21 protein-coding genes are annotated in these 20704 nt (G+C 50.3%); 1 reads left to right on the top strand and 20 read right to left on the bottom strand.

Annotated elements, in window-relative coordinates:
• From dnaB to tsaE, 19 genes are all read right to left on the bottom strand, one after another.
• On the bottom strand, positions 1 to 1091 hold a 1091-nt coding region (dnaB, locus tag R3177_RS02055), incomplete at its 3' end, for a replicative DNA helicase (protein ID WP_318969377.1).
• Positions 1092 to 1258: 167 nt separating this feature from the next.
• Complete coding sequence (gene rplI, locus R3177_RS02050; protein WP_318969376.1) at positions 1259 to 1711, bottom strand: 50S ribosomal protein L9; 453 nt, start codon at positions 1709 to 1711, stop codon at positions 1259 to 1261.
• An 18-nt stretch (positions 1712 to 1729) separates the two neighbouring features.
• Positions 1730 to 1957 (bottom strand): 30S ribosomal protein S18, encoded by a 228-nt coding sequence (gene rpsR, locus R3177_RS02045; protein ID WP_008218940.1) that lies wholly within the window; start codon positions 1955 to 1957, stop codon positions 1730 to 1732.
• Positions 1958 to 1968: 11 nt separating this feature from the next.
• On the bottom strand, positions 1969 to 2274 hold the full coding sequence (gene priB, locus R3177_RS02040) for a primosomal replication protein N (protein ID WP_019675937.1): 306 nt from the start codon (positions 2272 to 2274) through the stop codon (positions 1969 to 1971).
• 5 nt (positions 2275 to 2279) lie between these two features.
• Entirely contained in the window at positions 2280 to 2675 is a 396-nt protein-coding gene (gene rpsF / locus R3177_RS02035; RefSeq protein WP_318969374.1) for a 30S ribosomal protein S6, read from the bottom strand.
• Between the two features lie 282 nt (positions 2676 to 2957).
• Positions 2958 to 3689 (bottom strand): 23S rRNA (guanosine(2251)-2'-O)-methyltransferase RlmB, encoded by a 732-nt coding sequence (gene rlmB / locus R3177_RS02030; RefSeq protein ID WP_318969373.1) that lies wholly within the window; start codon positions 3687 to 3689, stop codon positions 2958 to 2960.
• Positions 3690 to 3731: 42 nt separating this feature from the next.
• Positions 3732 to 6104 carry a ribonuclease R gene (gene rnr / locus R3177_RS02025; RefSeq protein WP_318969372.1) on the bottom strand — a complete coding sequence of 791 codons (2373 nt, stop codon included), beginning with the start codon at positions 6102 to 6104 and terminating at the stop codon, positions 3732 to 3734.
• A gap of 67 nt (positions 6105 to 6171) precedes the next feature.
• Entirely contained in the window at positions 6172 to 6801 is a 630-nt protein-coding gene (locus tag R3177_RS02020; RefSeq protein ID WP_318969371.1) for a flagellar protein MotX, read from the bottom strand.
• A gap of 70 nt (positions 6802 to 6871) precedes the next feature.
• A complete protein-coding gene (locus R3177_RS02015) occupies positions 6872 to 8200 on the bottom strand; it encodes a S41 family peptidase (protein WP_318969370.1) in 1329 nt (442 codons plus the stop codon).
• Positions 8201 to 8276: 76 nt separating this feature from the next.
• The gene (locus tag R3177_RS02010; protein ID WP_318969369.1) at positions 8277 to 9572 is read right to left on the bottom strand and encodes an adenylosuccinate synthase; all 1296 of its coding nucleotides are present in this window, start codon (positions 9570 to 9572) and stop codon (positions 8277 to 8279) included.
• A 114-nt stretch (positions 9573 to 9686) separates the two neighbouring features.
• On the bottom strand, positions 9687 to 10850 hold the full coding sequence (locus R3177_RS02005) for an aminotransferase class V-fold PLP-dependent enzyme (RefSeq protein WP_318969368.1): 1164 nt from the start codon (positions 10848 to 10850) through the stop codon (positions 9687 to 9689).
• Between the two features lie 84 nt (positions 10851 to 10934).
• Complete coding sequence (gene hflC, locus R3177_RS02000) at positions 10935 to 11816, bottom strand: protease modulator HflC (RefSeq protein WP_318969367.1); 882 nt, start codon at positions 11814 to 11816, stop codon at positions 10935 to 10937.
• A gap of 3 nt (positions 11817 to 11819) precedes the next feature.
• Positions 11820 to 12956: an FtsH protease activity modulator HflK gene (gene hflK / locus R3177_RS01995; protein ID WP_318969366.1), complete on the bottom strand. Its 1137-nt coding sequence runs from the start codon at positions 12954 to 12956 to the stop codon at positions 11820 to 11822.
• A 40-nt stretch (positions 12957 to 12996) separates the two neighbouring features.
• Entirely contained in the window at positions 12997 to 14292 is a 1296-nt protein-coding gene (gene hflX / locus R3177_RS01990) for a ribosome rescue GTPase HflX (protein WP_318969365.1), read from the bottom strand.
• 18 nt (positions 14293 to 14310) lie between these two features.
• Positions 14311 to 14574 carry an RNA chaperone Hfq gene (hfq, locus tag R3177_RS01985; protein WP_318969364.1) on the bottom strand — a complete coding sequence of 88 codons (264 nt, stop codon included), beginning with the start codon at positions 14572 to 14574 and terminating at the stop codon, positions 14311 to 14313.
• 90 nt (positions 14575 to 14664) lie between these two features.
• Positions 14665 to 15591: a tRNA (adenosine(37)-N6)-dimethylallyltransferase MiaA gene (miaA, locus tag R3177_RS01980; protein WP_318969363.1), complete on the bottom strand. Its 927-nt coding sequence runs from the start codon at positions 15589 to 15591 to the stop codon at positions 14665 to 14667.
• A complete protein-coding gene (gene mutL, locus R3177_RS01975) occupies positions 15588 to 17309 on the bottom strand; it encodes a DNA mismatch repair endonuclease MutL (protein WP_318969362.1) in 1722 nt (573 codons plus the stop codon). Before mutL ends, miaA begins: the two co-directional genes overlap by 4 nt.
• A 2-nt stretch (positions 17310 to 17311) precedes the next feature.
• Complete coding sequence (locus R3177_RS01970) at positions 17312 to 18619, bottom strand: N-acetylmuramoyl-L-alanine amidase (RefSeq protein WP_318969361.1); 1308 nt, start codon at positions 18617 to 18619, stop codon at positions 17312 to 17314.
• A complete protein-coding gene (tsaE, locus tag R3177_RS01965; protein ID WP_318969360.1) occupies positions 18606 to 19085 on the bottom strand; it encodes a tRNA (adenosine(37)-N6)-threonylcarbamoyltransferase complex ATPase subunit type 1 TsaE in 480 nt (159 codons plus the stop codon). The genes R3177_RS01970 and tsaE overlap by 14 nt, the downstream gene beginning before the upstream one ends.
• 258 nt (positions 19086 to 19343) lie before the next feature.
• Between tsaE and queG the strand changes: the two genes are divergently transcribed.
• The gene (queG, locus tag R3177_RS01960; protein WP_318969359.1) at positions 19344 to 20477 is read left to right on the top strand and encodes a tRNA epoxyqueuosine(34) reductase QueG; all 1134 of its coding nucleotides are present in this window, start codon (positions 19344 to 19346) and stop codon (positions 20475 to 20477) included.
• Here the strand turns inward: queG and R3177_RS01955 are convergent.
• Positions 20440 to 20646, bottom strand: coding sequence for a DUF1289 domain-containing protein (locus R3177_RS01955; protein ID WP_318969358.1), 207 nt, complete (start codon positions 20644 to 20646; stop codon positions 20440 to 20442). The genes queG and R3177_RS01955 overlap by 38 nt on opposite strands.
• Positions 20647 to 20704 lie beyond the last annotated feature (58 nt).

The raw sequence follows: 20704 nt of genomic DNA, 5'->3' as shown, positions 1-20704 counted from the left end.
TTCAGCTCTTTTGCTAACGATTTTAACGAGCGGGAAATCTCAGCAATCTCCAGCGTGCGGTTCTCACTGAGCCCGGGAACGGTCATTAACTGCAGGTAATCGACCATGATCATACTCAGGCCACCATGCTCCCGCGCCACCCGCCTGGCTCGGGAACGCACTTCTGTCGGCGTCAGGCCCGATGCATCATCAATATACATTTTGCCCTTACTGTTCAGAAGCTCTATCGCAGATGACAGCCGTGCCCAGTCTTCATCTTCCAGCTGACCAGTGCGTACCTTGGTCTGGTTTATCCGACCGAGTGACGCCAGCATCCGCATCATAATCTGATCTGATGGCATCTCCAGACTGAAGATCAGAACCGGTTTATCACTGGTAATGGCCGCATGTTCACACAGGTTCATCGCAAAGGTGGTTTTACCCATGGACGGCCGGGCCGCAACGATAATTAAATCGGATGGCTGAAAGCCATTGGTCATTTTATCCAGATCCATATAGCCGGATGATAAGCCGGTTATGCCTGTTTGGGGTGAACGGAATAACGCATCGATTTTATCGATGGTTTTGGCCAGAATACTGTTAATCGGCTCCGGTCCTTCATTAGCATTGGCCCGCTGCTCTGCAATTTTAAAAACCTTACTTTCAGCAAAGTCTAAAAGCTCCGCACTGGTGCGGCCTTGGGTATCATAGCCTGCATCGGCAATATCATGGGCCACTGCTATCATGTCGCGCACCACAGCACGCTCCCGCACGATATCAGCATAGGCCATAATATTGGCAGCGCTCGGCGTATTTTTGGCAATTTCACCTAAATAAGCAAAGCCGCCAATGTCCTCCAGCTGCTGATTGGCTTCTAATGCTTCAGAAACAGTAATTAAATCGATAGGCTGATTCGCTTCAGCTATTCGCGCCATGGCGCTGAAAATAAAGCGATGTGAACGCAGGTAAAAATCCTGTTCAACCACCTTTTCTGACACCCGATCCCATGCCTGATTATCCAGCATTAAACCACCCAGCACAGACTGTTCAGCCTCGATAGAGTGCGGTGGCATCTTCAGGCCGGCGACCTGCTTGTCTTTATTACTGCTCATAACACCTGACAGAGTTGAAAATAACTGTGCAATGCTACCTTGCAAGCGGCAGAATAAAAAGCAACCGGGGGATTTTTTTTAACAGAAAAGGGAAAGGCGGTAAAAGGATGGCACAAAGGTGTCAGGAAAAACAAGAAGGCGCACTGCATTGCAGTGCGCCGGTCGTCTTAAGCTTCTGCAATAATAACAACTTTAACGGTTGCTACTACTTCAGCGTGTAACTGCAGATCGATTTCGAACTCACCAGTTTCACGTAAAGTACCGTTTGGTAACTTCACTTCAGCTTTAGTAACTGTAACGCCTGCTTCAGTAATGGCATCTGCGATATCGCGGGTACCTACTGAACCGAACAGCTTACCTTCATCGCCGGCTTTAGAAGCGATAGTCACTTCACCCAGCTCTGCCAGTTTCGCGGCACGCTCGTTAGCGGCAGCTAAATCAGCAGCCAGTTTGGCTTCTAATTCAGCACGGCGCTGTTCAAACTTTTCGGTGTTAGCTTTGTTAGCCGGAACTGCTTTACCCTGCGGGAATAAGAAGTTACGAGCATAACCAGACTTAACAGTCACATTGTCACCTAAACCACCCAGGTTAGCGACTTTGTCTAACAGAATTACTTGCATACTTATACCCCTTCTGTATTAGCTGTGTGAGTCGCTGTACGGCAACAAAGCCAGGTAGCGAGCGCGCTTGATAGCACGAGCCAGCTGACGCTGATACTTAGCGCTGGTACCAGTAATACGGCTAGGTACGATTTTGCCGCTTTCTGTAACATAGTTTTTCAGAACAGCGGTATCTTTGTAATCAATCTCTACAGTGCCTTCTGCAGAAAAACGGCAGAATTTACGGCGACGGAAAAAACGTGACATTTGTCTGTCTCCTAACTTATTTGTTCAATCTGCTGAGCGTGCAGTACCAGTTTGGCCTGACCACTGCGGTTCTGGTGCCGGTTTAAAAACCCGCTGACCTTAACCATGCTACCCAACGTCAAAGTTTGAGCTTGCTGATGTAACACTGTGCCACTTAACACTGCTTGCATCCTGACATAAGCCTGACGGTTAAGGCCAGCTTCCTGTTGATTGCTGCGATGCTCTATCGTGATAACAGTGTGCGGGATACCCGCCGGACTCTCACTGCGTTCAGGGTGCCGGCAAACGGCGCCACTAAGCACGATGATATTGTCCATCAAACTTACTCTTCGTTTTCTACCTGCTCTTCTGTTTCACGAGGAGCACGGTCACGAGGACGGTCGTCACGTGAACGCTCTTCACGTACCTTGGCCATTGGAGATGGCTCAACTACGGCACCGTTAGTGCGCATAATCAGGTTACGTAAAACCGCGTCGTTGTAACGGAAGTTAGTTTCCAGCTCATCAATCACTGTCTGTGGTGCTTCCACGTTCATCAGCACATAGTGTGCTTTGTGCAGTTTTTGGATTGGGTAAGCCAGTTGACGACGGCCCCAGTCTTCCAAACGGTGGATAGTACCGCCCGCTTCTTTGATTGAGCCAGTGTAACGCTCAATCATACCAGGCACTTGTTCACTCTGATCAGGGTGAACCATAAAAACGATTTCGTAATGACGCATTGTAGCTCCTTACGGTTAGTAAGCCTCGGGTGAGCTCGGCCGGGCCCGCATAGAGGCAAGGAACGTTAGTGTATGGCCGAAGGTCGCGTATTTTACGGAGTTAGCGGGTAAATAACAAGCAGAATATAAAGCAAAGGTTTTAGAACCCAAACTAGTTGAAAGTGCAGCTAGGCGGCAAGTGAGCGAGTTCCCATGAGCAAAGGCAAACTATATGAATGGGCCGGGCTGGCGACCCAGGGAACGAGCGAAGCCAACAACGCTGCAATTTCAAATAGGAAGGGTTCAGGTGCGTTGACGCACCGCTTCGAACAGACAAATGCCCGCCGCCACAGAGACATTCAGGCTGGAGACAGTACCAAACATTGGAATTTTTACCAGGCTGTCACAGGTTTCCCGGGTTAAGCGGCGCAGACCTTCGCCTTCAGCGCCCAGCACCAGCGCCAGCGGACCAGTTAAATCAGCCTGGTAAAGGGTGGTGTCGGTTTCACCTGCTGTACCCACTACCCAGACGCCTGCTTGCTGTAATTCGCGCAGGGTACGAGCCAGATTGGTCACGGTAATAAAAGGCACCGCTTCAGCGGCGCCGCAGGCAACTTTACGAACAACAGAGGTCAGCTTGACGGAGCGATCTTTAGGCGAAATCACGGCATGCACCCCGGCGGCATCGGCGCTGCGTAAAATAGCGCCTAAGTTGTGTGGATCGGTAACGCCGTCCAGCACCAGTAAAAATGGCTTATCTTTCTGTTCCAGTAACGTTGCCAGATCGCTTTCATTACCGCTACTGGCTAAACGTGCTTTGGCAACAATCCCCTGATGCTGGCCATTTACCATGTCATCCAGTGTTCTGCGGCTGCAGAACTGAACAGAAATACCGTTTTGCCGGGCTTGCTGAATAAGCGGCTGCATCCGTTTATCTTCGCGATCTTTCATGATAAACAGCTCTAAAATATCCTGCGGTGCCCGCTCTAACAGGGCATTGACGGCATGGATACCAAATACAAAATCTGCACTCATTATTAGCTCATTCTCACTCTTTATTTTGCCGGTCAGGCCAGGCTACGATTTTTTTGCCCGACGTGGCTTTTTCGGACCGCTTCTGGGCGTTTTGGCTTTTTCACCAGCTTTGGCAGGGGGTTTAGCCGCGCTTTTGGTTTTAGCTTTAGTACTGCGTTTACCAGACTTGCCTTTGTTCGCGTCTTTCTCAGCCAAAGCTGCGTTACGACTGGCTTTCACAGCCCGCCCGGAAACATTATGCCTGGGCTCGCCAACGACCGCTAAATCTATTTTGCGTGACTCCAGACTCACCGCCAGCACTTTTACTTTAACCTGGTCGCCCATCCGGTAACTGACCCCACTGTGCTCACCAAGTAAAACCTGGCGCTCGGCATCGAACCGATAGTAGTCATTCTGCAAAGAGGTCACATGCACCAGGCCTTCAATGTATAAATCACTTAACCGGACAAACAGGCCAAAGTTTGTCACCGTTGATACCACACCATCAAACTCCGAGCCCAGATGGTCCTGCATATATTCACATTTCAGCCAGTCAGCGACTTCACGGGTGGCATCATCCGCCCGGCGCTCAGTCATTGAGCATTGTTCACCAAAATGGGTGATTTCTTTATCACTGTATGACCGCTCGCCGGTCACAGGCTGGTTTTGCTTCGCCAAAATGGCTTTAATGGCCCGGTGTAACACTAAATCAGGGTAACGACGAATAGGTGAGGTAAAATGAGCATAGGCCTCCAGCGCCAAACCAAAGTGCCCCTGATTATCGCCCTGATACACAGCCTGCTTCATTGAACGCAGCATCGTTGTTTCAATCAGTTCCCGATCAGGCCGGTCAGCCAGGCTGGTCAGAAGCTCCGTCAGTTCCAGCGGAGTTGGCTCGCTTGACAAATCAGCTTCAATGCCTAATTCCGCTAAAAAGCGCCGGAAATTGGCGAAACGGTCACCATCAGGACGTTCATGTACCCGGAACAAGGCATTTGCTTCATGCTTCTCAACAAAACGGGCCGACGCGACATTGGCCATGATCATACATTCTTCAATGATTTTATGGGCTTCATTGCGATGAACCGGCACTATCTGCTCTATTTTACGGTGACTGTTAAAGACAAAACGGGTCTCTACCGTTTCAAATTCAATGGCCCCGCGCTGAGCCCGGACTTTTGCCAGCTTTTTATACAGACTGTACAGCGTTTCAAGATTGGTCAGGTTGGCCTGGTACTGCTTACGCAATTCCGGATCGCCCTGCAAGATGGCGTGTACTTTATTATAGGTAAAGCGCGCGGCAGAATGCATTACCGCTTCATAGAACTGGTAACTTTCCAGCTTACCTGCAGCACTGATTTGCATTTCAGCGACAAAACACAACCGGTCTGTATGCGGATTCAGTGAACACAAACCGTTAGATAACGCCTCTGGCAGCATTGGCACGACATGGTCTGGGAAATAAACAGAATTTCCCCGCTCCAGCGCGCTGCGATCCAGCGGTGTATCCGGTTTGACATAGGCACTGACATCAGCGATAGCTACCCATAATTTCCAGCCACCATTTGCTTTGGCTTCAGCATAGACGGCATCATCAAAGTCACGCGCATCTTCGCCATCAATCGTCACCAGCGGCAGCTTAGTCAGATCAACCCTGCCCTGTTTGGCGTCTTCGGGCACCTGCTCGCCGTATTTGGCTACCTGTTGTAAGACGGCTTGCGGAAATTCATGGGGGATCTGATGATTACGAATGGCAACTTCAATTTCCATGCCCGGTGCCATATGCTCACCCAGCACCTCAATCACTTTCCCTACGGCACTGACCCGTTTTGACGGGCGCTGAGTAATTTCCACCAGCACTATCTGGCCATGACGCGCTGCGCCCTGCTCGCCGTCAGGAATCATAATGTCCTGAGTAATCCGTGGGTCGTCAGGCACTACCACACAAACAGCATGATCTTTATAATAACGCCCCACCACCGGCTCAGTTCGGGGTTCGAGTACCCGCACCACCCGTGCTTCAACTTTATCTTTGCTTTTTACTGCTGCGGCGGTAGCCAGTACTTTGTCACCCGGCAGTACCCGTTGCATTTCATGATAGGGCAGATACCAGTCGGCTCCCCCCTGCTCAAGCTTCAGAAAACCAAACCCTTCCCGATGGCCGATAACAATCCCTTTTACCAAATCCATGTGGTCAACCAGACCATAACGCTTACTTTTGGTAAAAATAAGCTGACCATCACGTTCCATAGCCCGCAGCCGTTTTTTCAGGGCAAAAATAGCATCGTCATCAGTCAGGGCAAGCTCAGCAACCAATTCGTCAAAATAGGCAGGTTGCTGCCGCTTTTCGATATGCGCCAGGATGAACTCCCGGCTGGGGATAGGGTTGTCGTATTTTTCTTGCTCACGCGCAAGATGCGGATCATTTACCGTCATTAATTAAACTTTTTTTCCTGTTTTCATATATAGAGTGTAACAGCTCAGCCGTCACTTTGGCTGAAATTCATTTGACCGGTTGTTTGGCACTGGCCACAACCCGCGCGGGCATCTTTTTAGCAAGCTGTTGCAGAAGTCGCTGTATTCTAGCATGAGTTGCGCTATCTGCTGTAATGGCATGATGTAACCAGCGGTAACTCTGTTCGTAATCTACTGGCGAACCGTAGCCGTCAACCAATAACTGGGCATACCGTAGTTTAGCATTCAGGTTGCCCATGGCTGCAGCTTCGTGCAGATACACCAGCGCTTTATCGATGTCGACCTGGACAAAACGACCAATATGATAATAGCGGCCGACCTGCTCCAGTGCCTCCGGTAACCCCTGAGCTGCTGCCTGCAACATCAGATCCCAGCCACGCTCTACATTTCTTGGCACGCAAACCGCGTAAGCCAGCATATCACCAAACAAAAACTGGTATGCCGGCAGTCGCATGATGTCTGCCCGGGCCTCAATATCGTCAACCAGCTGACAGTCATCAGCCTGAACCCGGCGCAAATGGCTGTTGGTTTTAATTAATTCTAACAGCTCATCCTGACTGTACAACTGTACTGCATCGATTTGTTGGGCCGCTGCCGGTGCCAGGACCGACAGCCCAAGCAGCAAGAGAGCAAGGGGTGATAACATAGCTGATTTCATAAGGTGTCAATTAACCGTCTAGTTTTGCAGACCAATAACCATTGGCCTGCAAAAAATACGCCACTAATACTTACTGCTCATTATATTGCAGCCACTGCGGTTGCGCCCGCGGCGATACCTGCTGGATTGCCTGTTGCTGCAGACTCTGACCGCTTAGCGCGACAGCCGAACAGCGGCCGTTACTGATATAGGCCAGGGCTTCAGCATACAGGGGGTCCTGACTTACGCCCCAATCGCCCGCAACAACGGCGTTAACCGGGCAGTTTGGGCTTAGCCCATCAAAGTAACCACCAAAATCCAGCGCATTCACCGTTTGAAAATTAATCGCAAACAAGCGGTAATCCCCAACCTGATCCGGCACCTGACCCACCGGTTTACCGCAAGTGGTTTCCCCAATCTGAACCACATCAATAAACGGGCTCAGCGCATTAATTACCAGTTCACTGGACGAACAACTGCCCGCTGTCGTCAGCACGAATACCCGGGGCAAATTCAGCGCTGTCCGGCCAGCTCCCAGCGCAAAAGCAACGGTACTGTTTTTCCGGGTATTTTTGTCGTTGTACCTGTATTTAACGAAAATATTTCCCTGCAATTTAGGCAACGCTATATGTGAACTCAGTTGGTTAGCCACCCGGATAAGGCCACCACCGTTATAACGCAAATCCAACACTAATTCGTCAATATTCTGCCCGGCAAAAAAGCTGAAGGCTTGCTCCAGTTCAACCTCAGACAATTCAATAAAGGTGTTGAATACCAGATAGCCAACTGTTTTATTTCCAAGCTGCGCGACGGAACGATGCAGCACGGTATTAGTGGTCACCGTGCTTTTAACAAAATCTGCCTGCAATTGTCTGTTATCCGGCTTGCGCCAGACGAATCGGCGTACAACACCGGCTTCATTAGGACCATAGATATCTTCATTGGTTGCCGTACCAGCATCCAGCCGAGCCAGCCACTCCGCCACGCTGATGCCATCAATTTCAGTTATTTTATCCGCCCGGCGTAAACCGCGCTGGGCAGCCGAACCGCCGTCATACACATACAACACCTGTAGCGCGGTATTATCATTGGTGCGTTGCGTAGCGAAACCATAGCCGAAAAATACCGCATTAATATAGCGGTCCTGATACTGCTGCTCGGTGATGATAAAACTGTAGCGATCGCGATCTGCGATTACCTGGCTCAAATAGGCCGATGGCGTACTGAATGCCAGTGGATCAACACCTGTCTTTAGTTCGTCGTACCACAGGTAGTCGGCATAGAGCTTACAGTAGACCTGGCTGTTAAGATCACTGCGGCTGCATTCAGCAATATTACCAGCGATGTCATCATCAGCACTGTCGGAGCCGCCACAGCCGGCTAATAGCAGGCATACAAACATTACCAGAAGCTTATTCATCACGGACCTCCAACCATTGAGGTTACAGCGTATAAAAAAACGCCACCAAATGGCAGCGTTTTTTTATACGAAGGGGTTACGCAAACGGATGCGTTAACACTATGGTCTGCACCCTGTCCGGCCCGGTTGAGACAATATCAATCGGCACGCCAGTCAGCTGGGCCAGCCGGTTGATGTAATCTCGCGCCGCCTGAGGTAATTTGTCCAGTTGCTGAATACCAAAGGTATTGTCAGACCAGCCGGGCATCGTTTCATAAACCGGTGTAACCTGTTCATAACCCTCTGCGGCCAGCGGCGGCGTATCAAGCACGGTACCATCAGGCTGCTTGTATCCGACACAGATACTGATACTATCCAGGCCATCAAGCACATCAAGCTTGGTCAGACAAAATCCTGAGATGCTATTCAGTTGCACCGCACGACGCACAGCCACGGCGTCAAACCATCCGGTGCGACGTTTACGACCGGTCGTAGCACCGAATTCATGGCCTTTAACGCCAAGGTGGTCGCCAACGGCGCAATTAAGCTCAGTTGGGAAAGGTCCTGAACCCACCCGGGTGGTGTAAGCTTTTACAATACCCAGCACATAGTCCAGATAACGTGGACCAAATCCGCAACCGGTTGCTACACCACCCGCCGTGGTGTTGGAAGACGTGACATAAGGATAGGTACCATGGTCGATATCAAGTAAAGTACCCTGAGCACCTTCAAACATGATCTTGTCACCATTTTTGCGGGCCTTATCCAGCAAATCGGTGACATCGACTACCATTGACTTCAGCAGGTCGGCCATGGCCAGCGCATTGTCCAGGGTAGTCTGATAATCCACCGCGTCTGCTTTATAATACTGAGTTAGTGTGAAGTTATGTAACTCCATAACTGTCCTCAGTTTTTCAGCAAATAGCTCTGGATTAAACAAGTCACCAACCCGTAAACCCCGACGTGCTACCTTATCTTCATAAGCCGGGCCAATGCCACGACCGGTAGTACCTATCGCTTTGTCGCCACGCGCCTTTTCCCGTGCAACATCCAGTGCCACGTGAAATGGCAGGATCAACGGACAGGCCTCGCTAAGCAACAGCCGCTCTTTTACCGGCACACCACGCTGCTCCAGCATGGTCATTTCCTTTAAAAAAGCTTCTGGCGAAAGCACGACACCGTTACCGATCACACATTTTACATTGGTGCGTAAAATCCCGGAGGGTATCAGATGCAATACGGTTTTTTCACCGTCGATAACCAGTGTATGCCCTGCATTGTGGCCCCCCTGATAGCGCACCACATAGCTGGCTTTATCGGTTAATAAGTCAACGATTTTACCTTTTCCTTCGTCACCCCATTGAGTGCCGAGCACAACGACGTTTTTGGCCATGGTTCCTACATCATGGAAAAAATTAGGCGAGGATTCTATCAAATCGTCGGCCAACTTACAGCTGTGTTGTTTAAAAAAAAACGCTTTTTGTCGGTTTAACGGCTTCCAGTCTGCTTAGCCCTGCGCTAGACAGGATAAATCAAACCGGTCCGCGCTTTGGTATAAGCCAAAACCAAAGCGCAACCGATCGCCCCGGTAGTCGGTAATAATACCGTTGTTTTTAAGAAATGCCGCGAGTTCAGCAACTTCACTGTTATTTGATAGTTTATAAGTAAAAAAATGACCATGGTGCGCTAAGTCGGTCAGCAACAAGTTGTTTCGATTTAATTGCCTGTGCTGCTGTTGCGCCAGTTCTGCTAAAAAAGCCTGTTGCAGCTGCCTGACATAATGATTAATTCTACCGACAGTAATCCCCTGTTGTTTAAATAACAGCATAACAGCATGCAGACGGTAAAGTGCAGTGTAGTCCATCGTCGCTCCGGCGAAATGGTTGCCGTCGTTGCTATACAATACTAACGCTGACTTTTCAGCAGCCAGGGTACCAAACTCAGCAAACCAGCCGGTATACCAGGGTCGCTGATTACTCCCGGGCGGCACTGCCATAAAACAACAGCCTTCTCCGCCCTGCGCATACTTGTAACTGCCCGCCAGGTAAAACGCTCTTTCAGCTACAGCGGCCAGATCAGTCGGTAGCGCCATAAAACCGTGATAGCCATCAATAACCAGCATGGCATCGGTCACTTCTGCTAACGCGCTGATAAAGGCGGGTAAATCAGCTATGGCATAGCCGGAATTGAAAAAAACCTGGCTGCAAAACACCATATCCGGCTGCTGAGCTTTCACCTCTGCGATAAAACGCTCGGTAAAACTGACAAAAGGTTCTGTCGGCACAGTGATCAGCTCAATGTTGTCAAACTCTGTCAAGCGCTTCGCCTGCCGCTGAAAACTGTAAAATTCACTGTCCGTGCTGAGTACCTTCAGTGGCTTTGTCAAATCAAAGCAGCTAAATAAGCGCATCACCAATTCATGGGTGTTGCCGGCAAATACGATTTGCTCAGGCGAGGGCAAATTAAGCACATCCGCGATCAGTTGCTGGGTCTGAGGAACCATCTCACTGAAAATTCGCTGCCATTTGTCATCAACCAACCGGGCGCTGTCATCCCAGTACGCCAGGGTTGCCTCGCGGGTAACATCTGGCCAGTAATGATGAGAGTGGCTGGCAAAATGCTGTTTCCCCAGATTTGCCTCTAAAAAACGCTGATAAAACTGTTGATACATATGGCCTCCGCGGCGGGCTGCTGAACACTGTTTTGCTCAGACAAAAAAGGCCCGTCAGGGCCTTTTTCATTATCGATTGGCTGATTAGTTCTGTACTTTTTCTGACTGCATATATTTGAAGAAGTCATTATCAGGCTGAACCACCATGATATCCTCTTTATCTTTAAAGCTGTTCTTGTAAGCTTCAAGACTGCGGACAAAGGAATAGAATTCAGCATTGCGATTGTAGACATCCGCGTAAATTTTTGCTGCCTGGGCATCACCCTGACCTCGCACAGTCCGTGAGTTCCTCTCAGCGTCAGCCAGCATAACGGTCACCCGGGCGTCAACATCAGCGCGGATAATATCTGACTCCTCCATGCCGCGTGAGCGATGCTCCCGCGCTACCGCATGCCGCTCGGCTTCCATCCGGGCGAAAATTGAACTGCTGACTTCGGTCGGCAGGTTAATTTGTTTCACCCGGACATCAATCACTTCAATACCCAGCTCATTCGCAGCCTGCCCCGCCTGAGCCAGTGCGCTTTCCATTAACTGTGTCCGTTCACCGGAAACAATTTCCTGAATCGTTCTGGCACCAAACTCGGTGCGTAAACCGTTATTGATATACTGCTTTAATAAGACTTCTGCCTGCGAGGTAATACCGCCAGTCGACAGAAAATAAGTACCAAAGTCTTTAATCCGCCATTTTACATAACTGTCGACCAGTAAGTCTTTTTTCTCAGCTGTGACGAAACGATCGGCCTGGTCGTCCAGTGTTTGGATCCGAGCGTCAAGTTTGCGCACCATTTCGATCATTGGAATTTTTAAATGCAAACCGGGTTCATACACTACAACCTGACCCGCATCATCCCGTTGAATTTTACCAAACTGAGTCACGATGGCACGCTGGCCTTCCGGGACCACAAACAAGGCTGACACGATAATAATCGCAACCACTACCACAATGGCGATAATAAAATTTTTCATAAATTAACCTCTCCCGCTACGCGTTGCATTGCTGCGTAATGTTTCCTGCTGCCGTGGCGCGGTATTGTCATTGCTGCGGGCCGGCAGTGGTGTCGGGTTAATGTTACCACCAGTACCACCAGACTGATTCATAAGCTTATCCAATGGCAAATACATGATATTGTTGCCGTTCTCAACATCGACGATCACTTTGGACGTCTTGCTGTACACCGCCTCCATGGTTTCCAGATACAAGCGGTCCCGGGTCACTTTCGGTGCCGCCAGATATTCGGGTAACAGCTGTTCAAACCGGGCAACTTCACCTTGGGCTTTTAACACAACTTGTTGCTTATAAGCCTCGGCCTCCTGCATTACGCGATTAACCTGGCCACGGGCACGAGGTTCAATCTCACGGGCATAAGCCTGTGCTTCCTGCACAAATCTTTCCTGATCTTCCTGAGCCTTAATCGCATCATCAAACGCATCACGCACTTCTTCTGGTGGTCTTGCATCACGGAAGTTAACATCAACCAGACTTAACCCCATATTATAAGGCGCAATAATTGATTCCAGTTCTGTACGGGTATTCTGCCGGACCACTTCACGACCCCGGGTCAATACGTCATCCATAATGGAATGACCAATAACAAAGCGCAGCGCGGCATCAGTTGCTTCGCCTAAACTCTGGTCCGCATCCACCACTGAGAATAAATAATCACGAGCATTGTAAATCCGGTACTGTACCTCAAAGGTTACCCGCACCAGGTTTTGATCCTGCGTCAGCATAAAGCCATCAGAACGCAAAGACTTAACTTCCTGCACGTTAACCGGCGTGACAGTATCTATAAATGTTGGCTTCCAGTGAATACCTGCACCGACTTCAGTGTGATACTGACCGAACCGCAAGATAACACCCCGCTCGGCGTCCTTAATGGTATAAAAACCGCTTATCAACCAAACGACAACAGCAATAACCAGGATCAGCATCAGTGCCGCAGAGGCGCCGCTGCCAGATGACTTGTTACCACCGCCGAACATACCGCCGAATTTTTTACCAAAATTGCGGAATACCTCATCTAAATCGGGTGGACCCTGGTCACGACCGCCCTGTTTCCAGGGGTCATTATTTTTACCATTGTTACCCGGCTCATTCCAAGCCATGTTTAACTCCATCTCAAGTTATAAATTAACGGTTAATGTATCAAATAACAGGCGCCGTGACGATATAGTTTTCCAGCTCGCCGTTGCTTTGCTTTAACATTCGGGCCCATTGCGCCAGAGACAGCCTGACATCAAGCCGACAAACACCTTCCTCATCAAAGCGTTCTGCCGCTATCACCTGCAATTCATGCAACCTGGCCCGCCAGGCGGAGCAATGTGGTGGCAGAGCTAATTGCAGCTGGATATGCTCAGTTGATAACAAAGCAGCAATTGCCTGTTGCAGCAACGTCAGTCCCTCGCCGGTCAGCGCAGACAGGTACACTGCCCTGGGCAGTCCATCATCACCGTATTCTATACGGGCGCTTTGCCCCATCTGATCTACTTTATTAAAAACCTGCAGCTGCAGCACGCTATCAGCGTCAATATCTGTTAACACCTGTTGCACTGAGGCAATATTTTCTGCATAGCGGGGATCGGCGCCATCAATAACATGCAGTTGCAAATCGGCATCCCGGGTTTCCTGCAATGTCGATTTAAATGCAGCCACCAGATTATGGGGTAAATGCCGAATAAACCCTACCGTGTCTGCCAGTACAATGCTGCCGAAGTTATCCAGCCTGACCTGACGTAACGTCGGGTCGAGGGTGGCGAACAACTGATCTGCGGCGTAAACCCCTGCCGATGTCAGCCGGTTGAATAACGTTGACTTGCCCGCGTTGGTGTACCCTACAATCGACACCACCGGCGTAGCGCTACGCTGTCTGGATTTTCGACCCTGCTCACGCTGCAGGCCTATTTTTTCCAGGCGCTGTAATAAGGCCTTAACCCTTTCCCGCAGTAACCGGCGATCCGTCTCCAGACGGGTTTCGCCTGGCCCCCGCAAACCAATACCGCCTTTTTGCCGTTCAGTGTTATCCCAACCCCGCACCAGACGCGAAGCCAGATGCTGCAACTGGGCAAGCTCTACCTGCAACTTACCTTCATAAGTTCTGGCGCGCTGAGCAAAAATATCAAGAATAAGCGTCGTGCGGTCTATCACTCTTGCCTGCAGCAACCGTTCGAGGTTGCGGGTTTGGCTGGGGCTTAAAATGTGGTTAAAAATAACAACGGTTGCCGCAAATTGCTCGACGGCATCTTTAATTTCCTCGGCTTTGCCCGATCCGACAAACAGCCGGGTATCCGGTGCCCGGCGATTGGCAGTGATCGTCTGCATAGCCTTAACGTTTGCAGATGCCACCAACATGGCAAGCTCCTGCAAATCTTCGTTGCTGTGCTCTTGCGGAAAGGTTACATGAACCAGAATGGCTTGTTCTGCAAGCTCGGCTGAATCAAACAAGCGCTGTTACTCCTGGTGTTATGCCTCATCCTCGCCTTCACTGTCGCTTTGACCCGCGCCATGGCTGACCATGGTGTTGACTGCACGAGCTGGCACGACCGTGGAAATGGCATGTTTGTAAACCATCTGGCTTACCGTATTTTTCAGTAAAATGACGAATTGATCAAAAGACTCAATCTGCCCCTGAAGTTTAATTCCATTCACCAGATAAATAGAGACCGGAATACGCTCTCGTCTTAAGGTGTTTAAAAATGGATCTTGTAAAGATTGGCCCTTTGCCATGTGCCGCTTTCCTTTTTTTATTAGTGAGCTGTATATAGGTATTATTTTTTTTAATTCAAGTTGTTAAAGCTAACTTTTTTTCCATCTTAATTAGCTTAGCGAAGAAAGCACCGCTTGCAAGTTTTCTGCCGGTTCAGCTTCACTTTTTAGCCATACCACATCAGGCCAGCCTCTTAACCAGGTTAGTTGTCGTTTTGCCAGTTGTCGCGTCGCTGCTATGCCTTTTGCTACCATGTCGTCATAGCCAAACTCGCCATCCAGATATTGCCAGACCTGGCGATAACCGACGCAGCGCATTGCCGGTAAGTCGGCATGTAACCCGGTCTGGCATTTTAACCCGGCAACTTCCTGCTCAAACCCGTTTGCCAGCATCTGCTCAAACCTGTCGGCAATACGCTGGTGTAACAGGGCACGATCAGTAGGCGCAATGGCAAATTGGTACACTTTATAAGGGAAAGGTTCCCCTTTTTGTGCGGTTAATTCGGTCATCGTGCTACCGGTCAGCCGGTATACCTCGAGCGCCCGGTTGATACGTTGTGGATCATTCGGATGAATACGGTCTGCCGCAACCGGGTCGATCTGCTGTAATTGCCGGTGCATTGCCGGCCAGCCCACCTCTGCCGCTTCAGTCTCCAGTTCGGCTCTGATTGCGCCGTCAGCAGCGGGTAATGGCGAAATCCCATCCAGTAATGTCTTAAAATACAGCATAGTGCCGCCGACCAGAATTGGTATTTTACCGCGCTGCTGAATGTCGCTGATCAAACGAACTGCATCATCTCTGAAATCCGCAGCAGAATAGCTTTGCCAGGGCTCCAGAATATCCAGCAGATGATGCGGCGCCTGTAACAACTCTTCTTTGCTTGGTTTGGCGGTACCAATATCCATACCACGATAAATCAGTGCACTGTCAACACTGATAAGCTCTGCTGGCAAATGCTTAAGCAGCTCAATGGCTAACGCCGTTTTACCTGACGCTGTCGGCCCCATAATAAAAATAACCGGGCTCGAACGATTCATAGTGGCCCTTGCTGGTTTAATGCCTGAATACTATTAGTTAAATCCAGTGGCACGGCCTGCCAGTTGCTGCTGTCAGCTAACATATCAGCAAAATAGTCTAGCAATACTGCGTCACTGAGCCAATTCGATGATAGTAGCATAGACAATATTGCCTGGCTGCTGGCAGTCGGTTCAGCGGGTTGCAACAATGCTGAGGCTTGCAGTAACCACTGACTAACCGGGGTTGATCGTAACCACGGCGCCACCGCTCTGATTATAGCGGTATTATCATGTATCAGGATATCAAAACCGAGTTGTTGCAGCAGCTTTGCTGCTTTGAGCAACTGCTGTTTTTCAATGGCAGTTACCTGTACCCGAACCGGTAGCAACAGCGGAACCTGTTTGCCATCACCCAGCCAATGTCTGGCCAGACTGGCTGCTAAATCAAGTAGTACCAGGCCATTTAGCCCTTGGGCAACGGCGAATCCGTTGCCTGCGGATAAAAACACTGCGCCACCTTGACTACGCGCCCTATTATCCCCGGCCGCCGCATACTGCTGCTGTAAATACTCCACTTGCTGCTGCGATTGCCGGGGAATCGGTTTGTCAGGGACTGCCGCAGCTATCGCTGTAGCTCTTTCTGTGGGCGAAGTGCGCCACTGCTTTGATGTGGTACTGGCAGACACTGTCGCTGCCTGATAGCGGGCAGCTGTATCTGCCACCTCTGTTGGTACTGCAGTCGTTAACTGGTCAAGTGCATCGGTAAGTGCACTGACGACAAAGTCATGAACCAGCCTGGCCTGATGAAAACGCACTTCATGCTTGGCCGGATGAACATTAACATCAACCTCAGTTGGCGCTATCTGCAGATACAGCACAAATCCCGGCTGCTGCTCTGTAGTCAGACGCTCGCCATATGCCTGACGGATAGCATGATTTAATAATTTATCGCGCATCATCCGGCCATTAACATAACTGTACTGACAGCCGGGCTGGTTCTGGCAGGCCTGCGGCGTTAGCAGCCAGCCACTGAGTTTCATTAAGCCGTAACTGTTCTCAATATAAGCAGCATGTTCCGCAAAAGCCCGACCACAAAGCGTGGCCACTCTTTTCTGGCGAGCTTGTTCAGTCGTAGCGACGGGTAAGCGACGTACCGTCTGACCGTTATGATTGAGTTGCCAGCCGACATCAAACCTGCTTAGTGCCAGTCTTTTTATCAGCTCATCAATATGACTGAATTCGGTTTTGTCTGTTCGCAGGAATTTGCGCCGGGCCGGTGTATTAAAGAATAAATCGACAACTTCAATGCTGGTGCCCTCAGGATGCGCTGCCGGTTTTACGGTTACCGCCATATCACGTCCTTCGGCCTGTGCCTGCCAGGCTGCGGCCTGCCCTGCAGGCTTAGACGTTAATGTCAGCCGGGATACCGAGCTGATACTAGCCAGGGCTTCTCCCCGAAATCCCAGGCTGGTAATCTGAGCCAGGTCATCTAAATGACTAATTTTACTGGTTGCATGCCGGCTTAACGCTAATATCAGCTCTTGCTCTGCAATGCCTGAGCCATTATCACGAATCCGGATAAGCTTGCTGCCGCCTTTTTCGATATCGATATCAATCTGACTGGCTCCGGCATCCAGACTGTTTTCGACCAGCTCCTTTACCACTGAAGCCGGTCTTTCCACCACCTCGCCGGCGGCAATCTGATTGGCCAGTTGCGGCGGCAGAATTTTAATGGCCATATTCAGGGGATCCGTAAAACCTGACCAATCCGGATACTGTCATTGGTTAACTGATTGTGGCTGCGCAATGCGTCAACCGACACATCATATCGCTGCGCTAATAACGATAACGACTCACCGGCCTGCACTTTATGTTCGCGGGCCCGCTGTTTGGCGAACAGCGAATCAGCCGGCGGTGCCAGCTGAAAATGCCGCTTTAGCGCCCGGTGCAGTGATTGCGCTAACCGGGCCTGATGATTAGCCGACTTTAACTGTTTCTCTTCCTGCGGATTAGATATAAAACCGACTTCTACCAGAATAGACGGAATATCGGGTGCTTTTAGCACCCCCAAACTGGCCGCCTGTGGTTTTGCCTGGTGCAGTGAGGTTATTTTACCAAGTTCTGTCAGTACCTGGTTAGCAGCCTGATACGCGGTCACCATAGAATGATTCATCGATAAATCCAGTACCGTTTGTGCCAGGTAGCGCTCATTGGCTGAATCACGGATAATTTCTGCCACGCCGCCCAGTAATTCGGAGTGACGTTCAGTTTGCTCCAGCATCCGGCCGACTTCCGTTGTTGCCCGGCGCAATGACAGCACCCAGACCGAGGCTCCCTTTGGTTGGGGCGAAGTAAAAGCATCGGCATGTATCGAAACAAGCAAGTCAGCTTGCTGGCCTCTGGCCAGCTCTGTGCGCCGGTTAACATGAATAAAGTAATCACCGGTCCGAACCATTACCGCTCGCATACCCGGTTCATTGTTGATCAATTCAGCCAGTCTGTTAGCGATAGGTAAGGTCAGGTTTTTCTCGTACATTCCACTGGGGCCAATCGAGCCCGGATCCTCACCACCATGGCCGGCATCAATGGCAATAATAATGTCCCGTGCTGCGCGGATGCTAACAGGCACCCGGCTTTCAGTGCGCTGTTTGTCTGGTAAGTCTATGACTAAGCGATGACCATACGGTGCGGTAGGAGTCAGCGCAAACACGGTAGGGCTTACCTTGCTGGTTAAATCCAGCACGATGCGCATTTTATTGTCATCACCACTGCTGCGAATCGCTTTTATCAGTTGTGAATCGCCATCAATCTTCGGCAGCACTGCACCAGCGGCCATATTACTCAGATCGATAACCAGCCGGTCAGGATTATCCAGGCTGAAACTGTTATATTGTGGTGCAGCTGCCAGATCAAATACAACCCGGGTATTATCAGGCGATGGCCAGATCCGGATACTCTGTACCTGATTACTTGCATAACTCCACGCTGAAAAAAACCAAAGAATGGTTAAACCAACGCAGCTAAGAAATTTATTATTATTTTTCATCATCTCTTATTGCATCTGTTATGGCACGGCCCGCAGCAGTGCCGGCCTGAATCACTATCTGTCGCTGAGCGTCAAGATAAGTTAAGTGTATGTCGAGATCAGGCTCAGGTAAATAACCCTGACCTTGCTCAGGCCATTCCAGCAGGCACAGGCTCTGGCCATTAAAATAATCACGGATCCCCATAAACTCAAGCTCTTCCGGATCAACAAGCCGGTATAAGTCAAAATGATATACTGTCAGCTTTTCAAGCTGATAAGGCTCAACCAGCGTGTAAGTCGGGCTTTTGACATTCCCCTGATGCCCAAGCGCCTGCAGAATACCGCGGCAAAAGGTCGTTTTGCCGGCACCCAGACTGCCGTGCAAGAAGATGACCTGACCACCCTCTAAGTACTTTGCCAGCCTGGCTGAATACTGCAAGGTTGCCGCCTCATCCGGTAAAACTGTCGTAACTGGCGCAGTCTGTGCCATAGGACACTCCGATGTAAATTTGCTAGTCACCGTACCTCTGATATTGGTTTAGTGCGATGACAAAACCTCAGCCGCCATGTTAACAAACTATGGCAAAGGCCTGCCAGCAAAACCGGCGTTAATCGGCTGGTCTGGTCTGCATCGCATGATTATCTGCATTGTCTGACCCCCGAAACGCTTCTCCGGTTCCCGCTCGCCAAGTCGCTATGCTAAAGTATCACAAATTTTTACTGATAAGTGCCTGTGGACATTGCGGCTATGGAAATTGACTACCAGCAACTGGCGCTACGGATTAAAGACTGGGCACAGGATTTGGGCTTTCAGGCGCTGGGGATAACCGGCACAGATTTAAGCAAAGAAGAGTCCAGGCTTCAGGCCTGGCTTGACCAGGGCTATCACGGTGATATGCAATATATGGCCGAGCACGGTATGCTGCGCGCCCGACCCGCCCAGTTGCTGCCAGGTACATTAAGGGTACTCAGTGTCAGAATGAACTACCTGCCCGAACAAGCCGGCTTTGCCACCAATCTGGCTGATCCGGCTAAAGCCTACATCAGCCGCTATGCGCTGGGCCGTGATTACCACAAGCTTATTCGTAACCGGCTGAAGCAGCTGGCGTTGAAAATCAGTAACGAAATTCCTGAGCTGGCATACCGGCCCTTTGTTGATTCGGCGCCGGTGCTCGAACGCCCGCTGGCGCAGCAAGCGGGTTTAGGCTGGGTTGGCAAGCACAGTTTAGTTCTGGAACAAGACGCGGGCTCCTGGTTTTTTCTGGGCGAATTGCTGGTTGATATTCCGCTACCGGTCGATGAGCCCCATCAGGGAAATTGTGGCAGCTGCGTCGCCTGTATCACCAGTTGTCCGACAGGTGCTATCATCGCGCCTTACGTGGTGGACAGCAGGCGCTGTATTTCTTACTTAACAATTGAGCTGAAAACCGCTATTCCCGAGGAGCTGCGGCCATTAATTGGTAACCGCATTTATGGCTGTGATGATTGCCAGCTGGTTTGTCCCGAAAACCGTGATGCACCACTGAGTATTGAAGCCGATTTTCAGCGCCGGTCACAGTGGCAGGACCAGGATTTACTTCAGTTGTTTGGCTGGGACGAAGCCACCTTTTTACGGCTGACTGAAGGCAGTGCTATCCGGCGAATTGGTTTTGAGCGCTGGCAGCGTAATATCGCGGTGGCACTGGGTAATGCCCCTTATCAGATTGAAATTATCGACGCTTTACATCAGGCAAGAACGCATAGTTCGGCGCTGGTAGTGGAACATATCGACTGGGCTCTGGCCCAGCAAAAGCGTAAAAGCTGGCAGGCAGCAAATTTACTGCCCCGGGCGACAGCAAGACTGGTCAGGATTGTTCAGAAGGGGTTGCCGCGGGATGCATGATGTCATCCTGCCTGGCTTGCACACGTTGCTGCGCTTTGCTGACAATTAACTGCTGTTCTGCCGAGGTAAAATGTTGCCATTGCAGGATTTCAGTCAGTAAGCGACCACAGCCAAGACAACAGTCCTGCTGATCCAGACAACAATTGCGAATACAAGGCGAGGTTTTCATCAGCATTTACCGAAAAGAGACTTAGCCCAGTGTAGCAAAACTGCAAAACAAAAAGCCG

It is taken from the genome of Arsukibacterium sp., from assembly GCF_033722355.1.
In the GTDB taxonomy this organism is placed as follows: domain Bacteria; phylum Pseudomonadota; class Gammaproteobacteria; order Enterobacterales; family Alteromonadaceae; genus Alishewanella.
Note: the sequence above shows the minus strand (reverse complement) of the source record. Positions and strands in the feature narration are given on the sequence as shown.

What these genes read in the sequence shown, in the direction of transcription:
- rplI (WP_318969376.1), bottom strand. Translation starts at nt 1,711, where the DNA reads ATGCAAGTAATTCTGTTAGACAAAGTCGCTAACCTGGGTGGTTTAGGT.
- rpsR (WP_008218940.1), bottom strand. Translation starts at nt 1,957, where the DNA reads ATGTCACGTTTTTTCCGTCGCCGTAAATTCTGCCGTTTTTCTGCAGAA.
- priB (WP_019675937.1), bottom strand. Translation starts at nt 2,274, where the DNA reads ATGGACAATATCATCGTGCTTAGTGGCGCCGTTTGCCGGCACCCTGAA.
- rpsF (WP_318969374.1), bottom strand. Translation starts at nt 2,675, where the DNA reads ATGCGTCATTACGAAATCGTTTTTATGGTTCACCCTGATCAGAGTGAA.
- rlmB (WP_318969373.1), bottom strand. Translation starts at nt 3,689, where the DNA reads ATGAGTGCAGATTTTGTATTTGGTATCCATGCCGTCAATGCCCTGTTA.
- rnr (WP_318969372.1), bottom strand. Translation starts at nt 6,104, where the DNA reads ATGACGGTAAATGATCCGCATCTTGCGCGTGAGCAAGAAAAATACGAC.
- R3177_RS02020 (WP_318969371.1), bottom strand. Translation starts at nt 6,801, where the DNA reads ATGAAATCAGCTATGTTATCACCCCTTGCTCTCTTGCTGCTTGGGCTG.
- R3177_RS02015 (WP_318969370.1), bottom strand. Translation starts at nt 8,200, where the DNA reads ATGAATAAGCTTCTGGTAATGTTTGTATGCCTGCTATTAGCCGGCTGT.
- R3177_RS02010 (WP_318969369.1), bottom strand. Translation starts at nt 9,572, where the DNA reads ATGGCCAAAAACGTCGTTGTGCTCGGCACTCAATGGGGTGACGAAGGA.
- R3177_RS02005 (WP_318969368.1), bottom strand. Translation starts at nt 10,850, where the DNA reads ATGTATCAACAGTTTTATCAGCGTTTTTTAGAGGCAAATCTGGGGAAA.
- hflC (WP_318969367.1), bottom strand. Translation starts at nt 11,816, where the DNA reads ATGAAAAATTTTATTATCGCCATTGTGGTAGTGGTTGCGATTATTATC.
- hflK (WP_318969366.1), bottom strand. Translation starts at nt 12,956, where the DNA reads ATGGCTTGGAATGAGCCGGGTAACAATGGTAAAAATAATGACCCCTGG.
- hfq (WP_318969364.1), bottom strand. Translation starts at nt 14,574, where the DNA reads ATGGCAAAGGGCCAATCTTTACAAGATCCATTTTTAAACACCTTAAGA.
- miaA (WP_318969363.1), bottom strand. Translation starts at nt 15,591, where the DNA reads ATGAATCGTTCGAGCCCGGTTATTTTTATTATGGGGCCGACAGCGTCA.
- mutL (WP_318969362.1), bottom strand. Translation starts at nt 17,309, where the DNA reads ATGGCCATTAAAATTCTGCCGCCGCAACTGGCCAATCAGATTGCCGCC.
- R3177_RS01970 (WP_318969361.1), bottom strand. Translation starts at nt 18,619, where the DNA reads ATGATGAAAAATAATAATAAATTTCTTAGCTGCGTTGGTTTAACCATT.
- tsaE (WP_318969360.1), bottom strand. Translation starts at nt 19,085, where the DNA reads ATGGCACAGACTGCGCCAGTTACGACAGTTTTACCGGATGAGGCGGCA.
- queG (WP_318969359.1), top strand. Translation starts at nt 19,344, where the DNA reads ATGGAAATTGACTACCAGCAACTGGCGCTACGGATTAAAGACTGGGCA.
- R3177_RS01955 (WP_318969358.1), bottom strand. Translation starts at nt 20,646, where the DNA reads ATGAAAACCTCGCCTTGTATTCGCAATTGTTGTCTGGATCAGCAGGAC.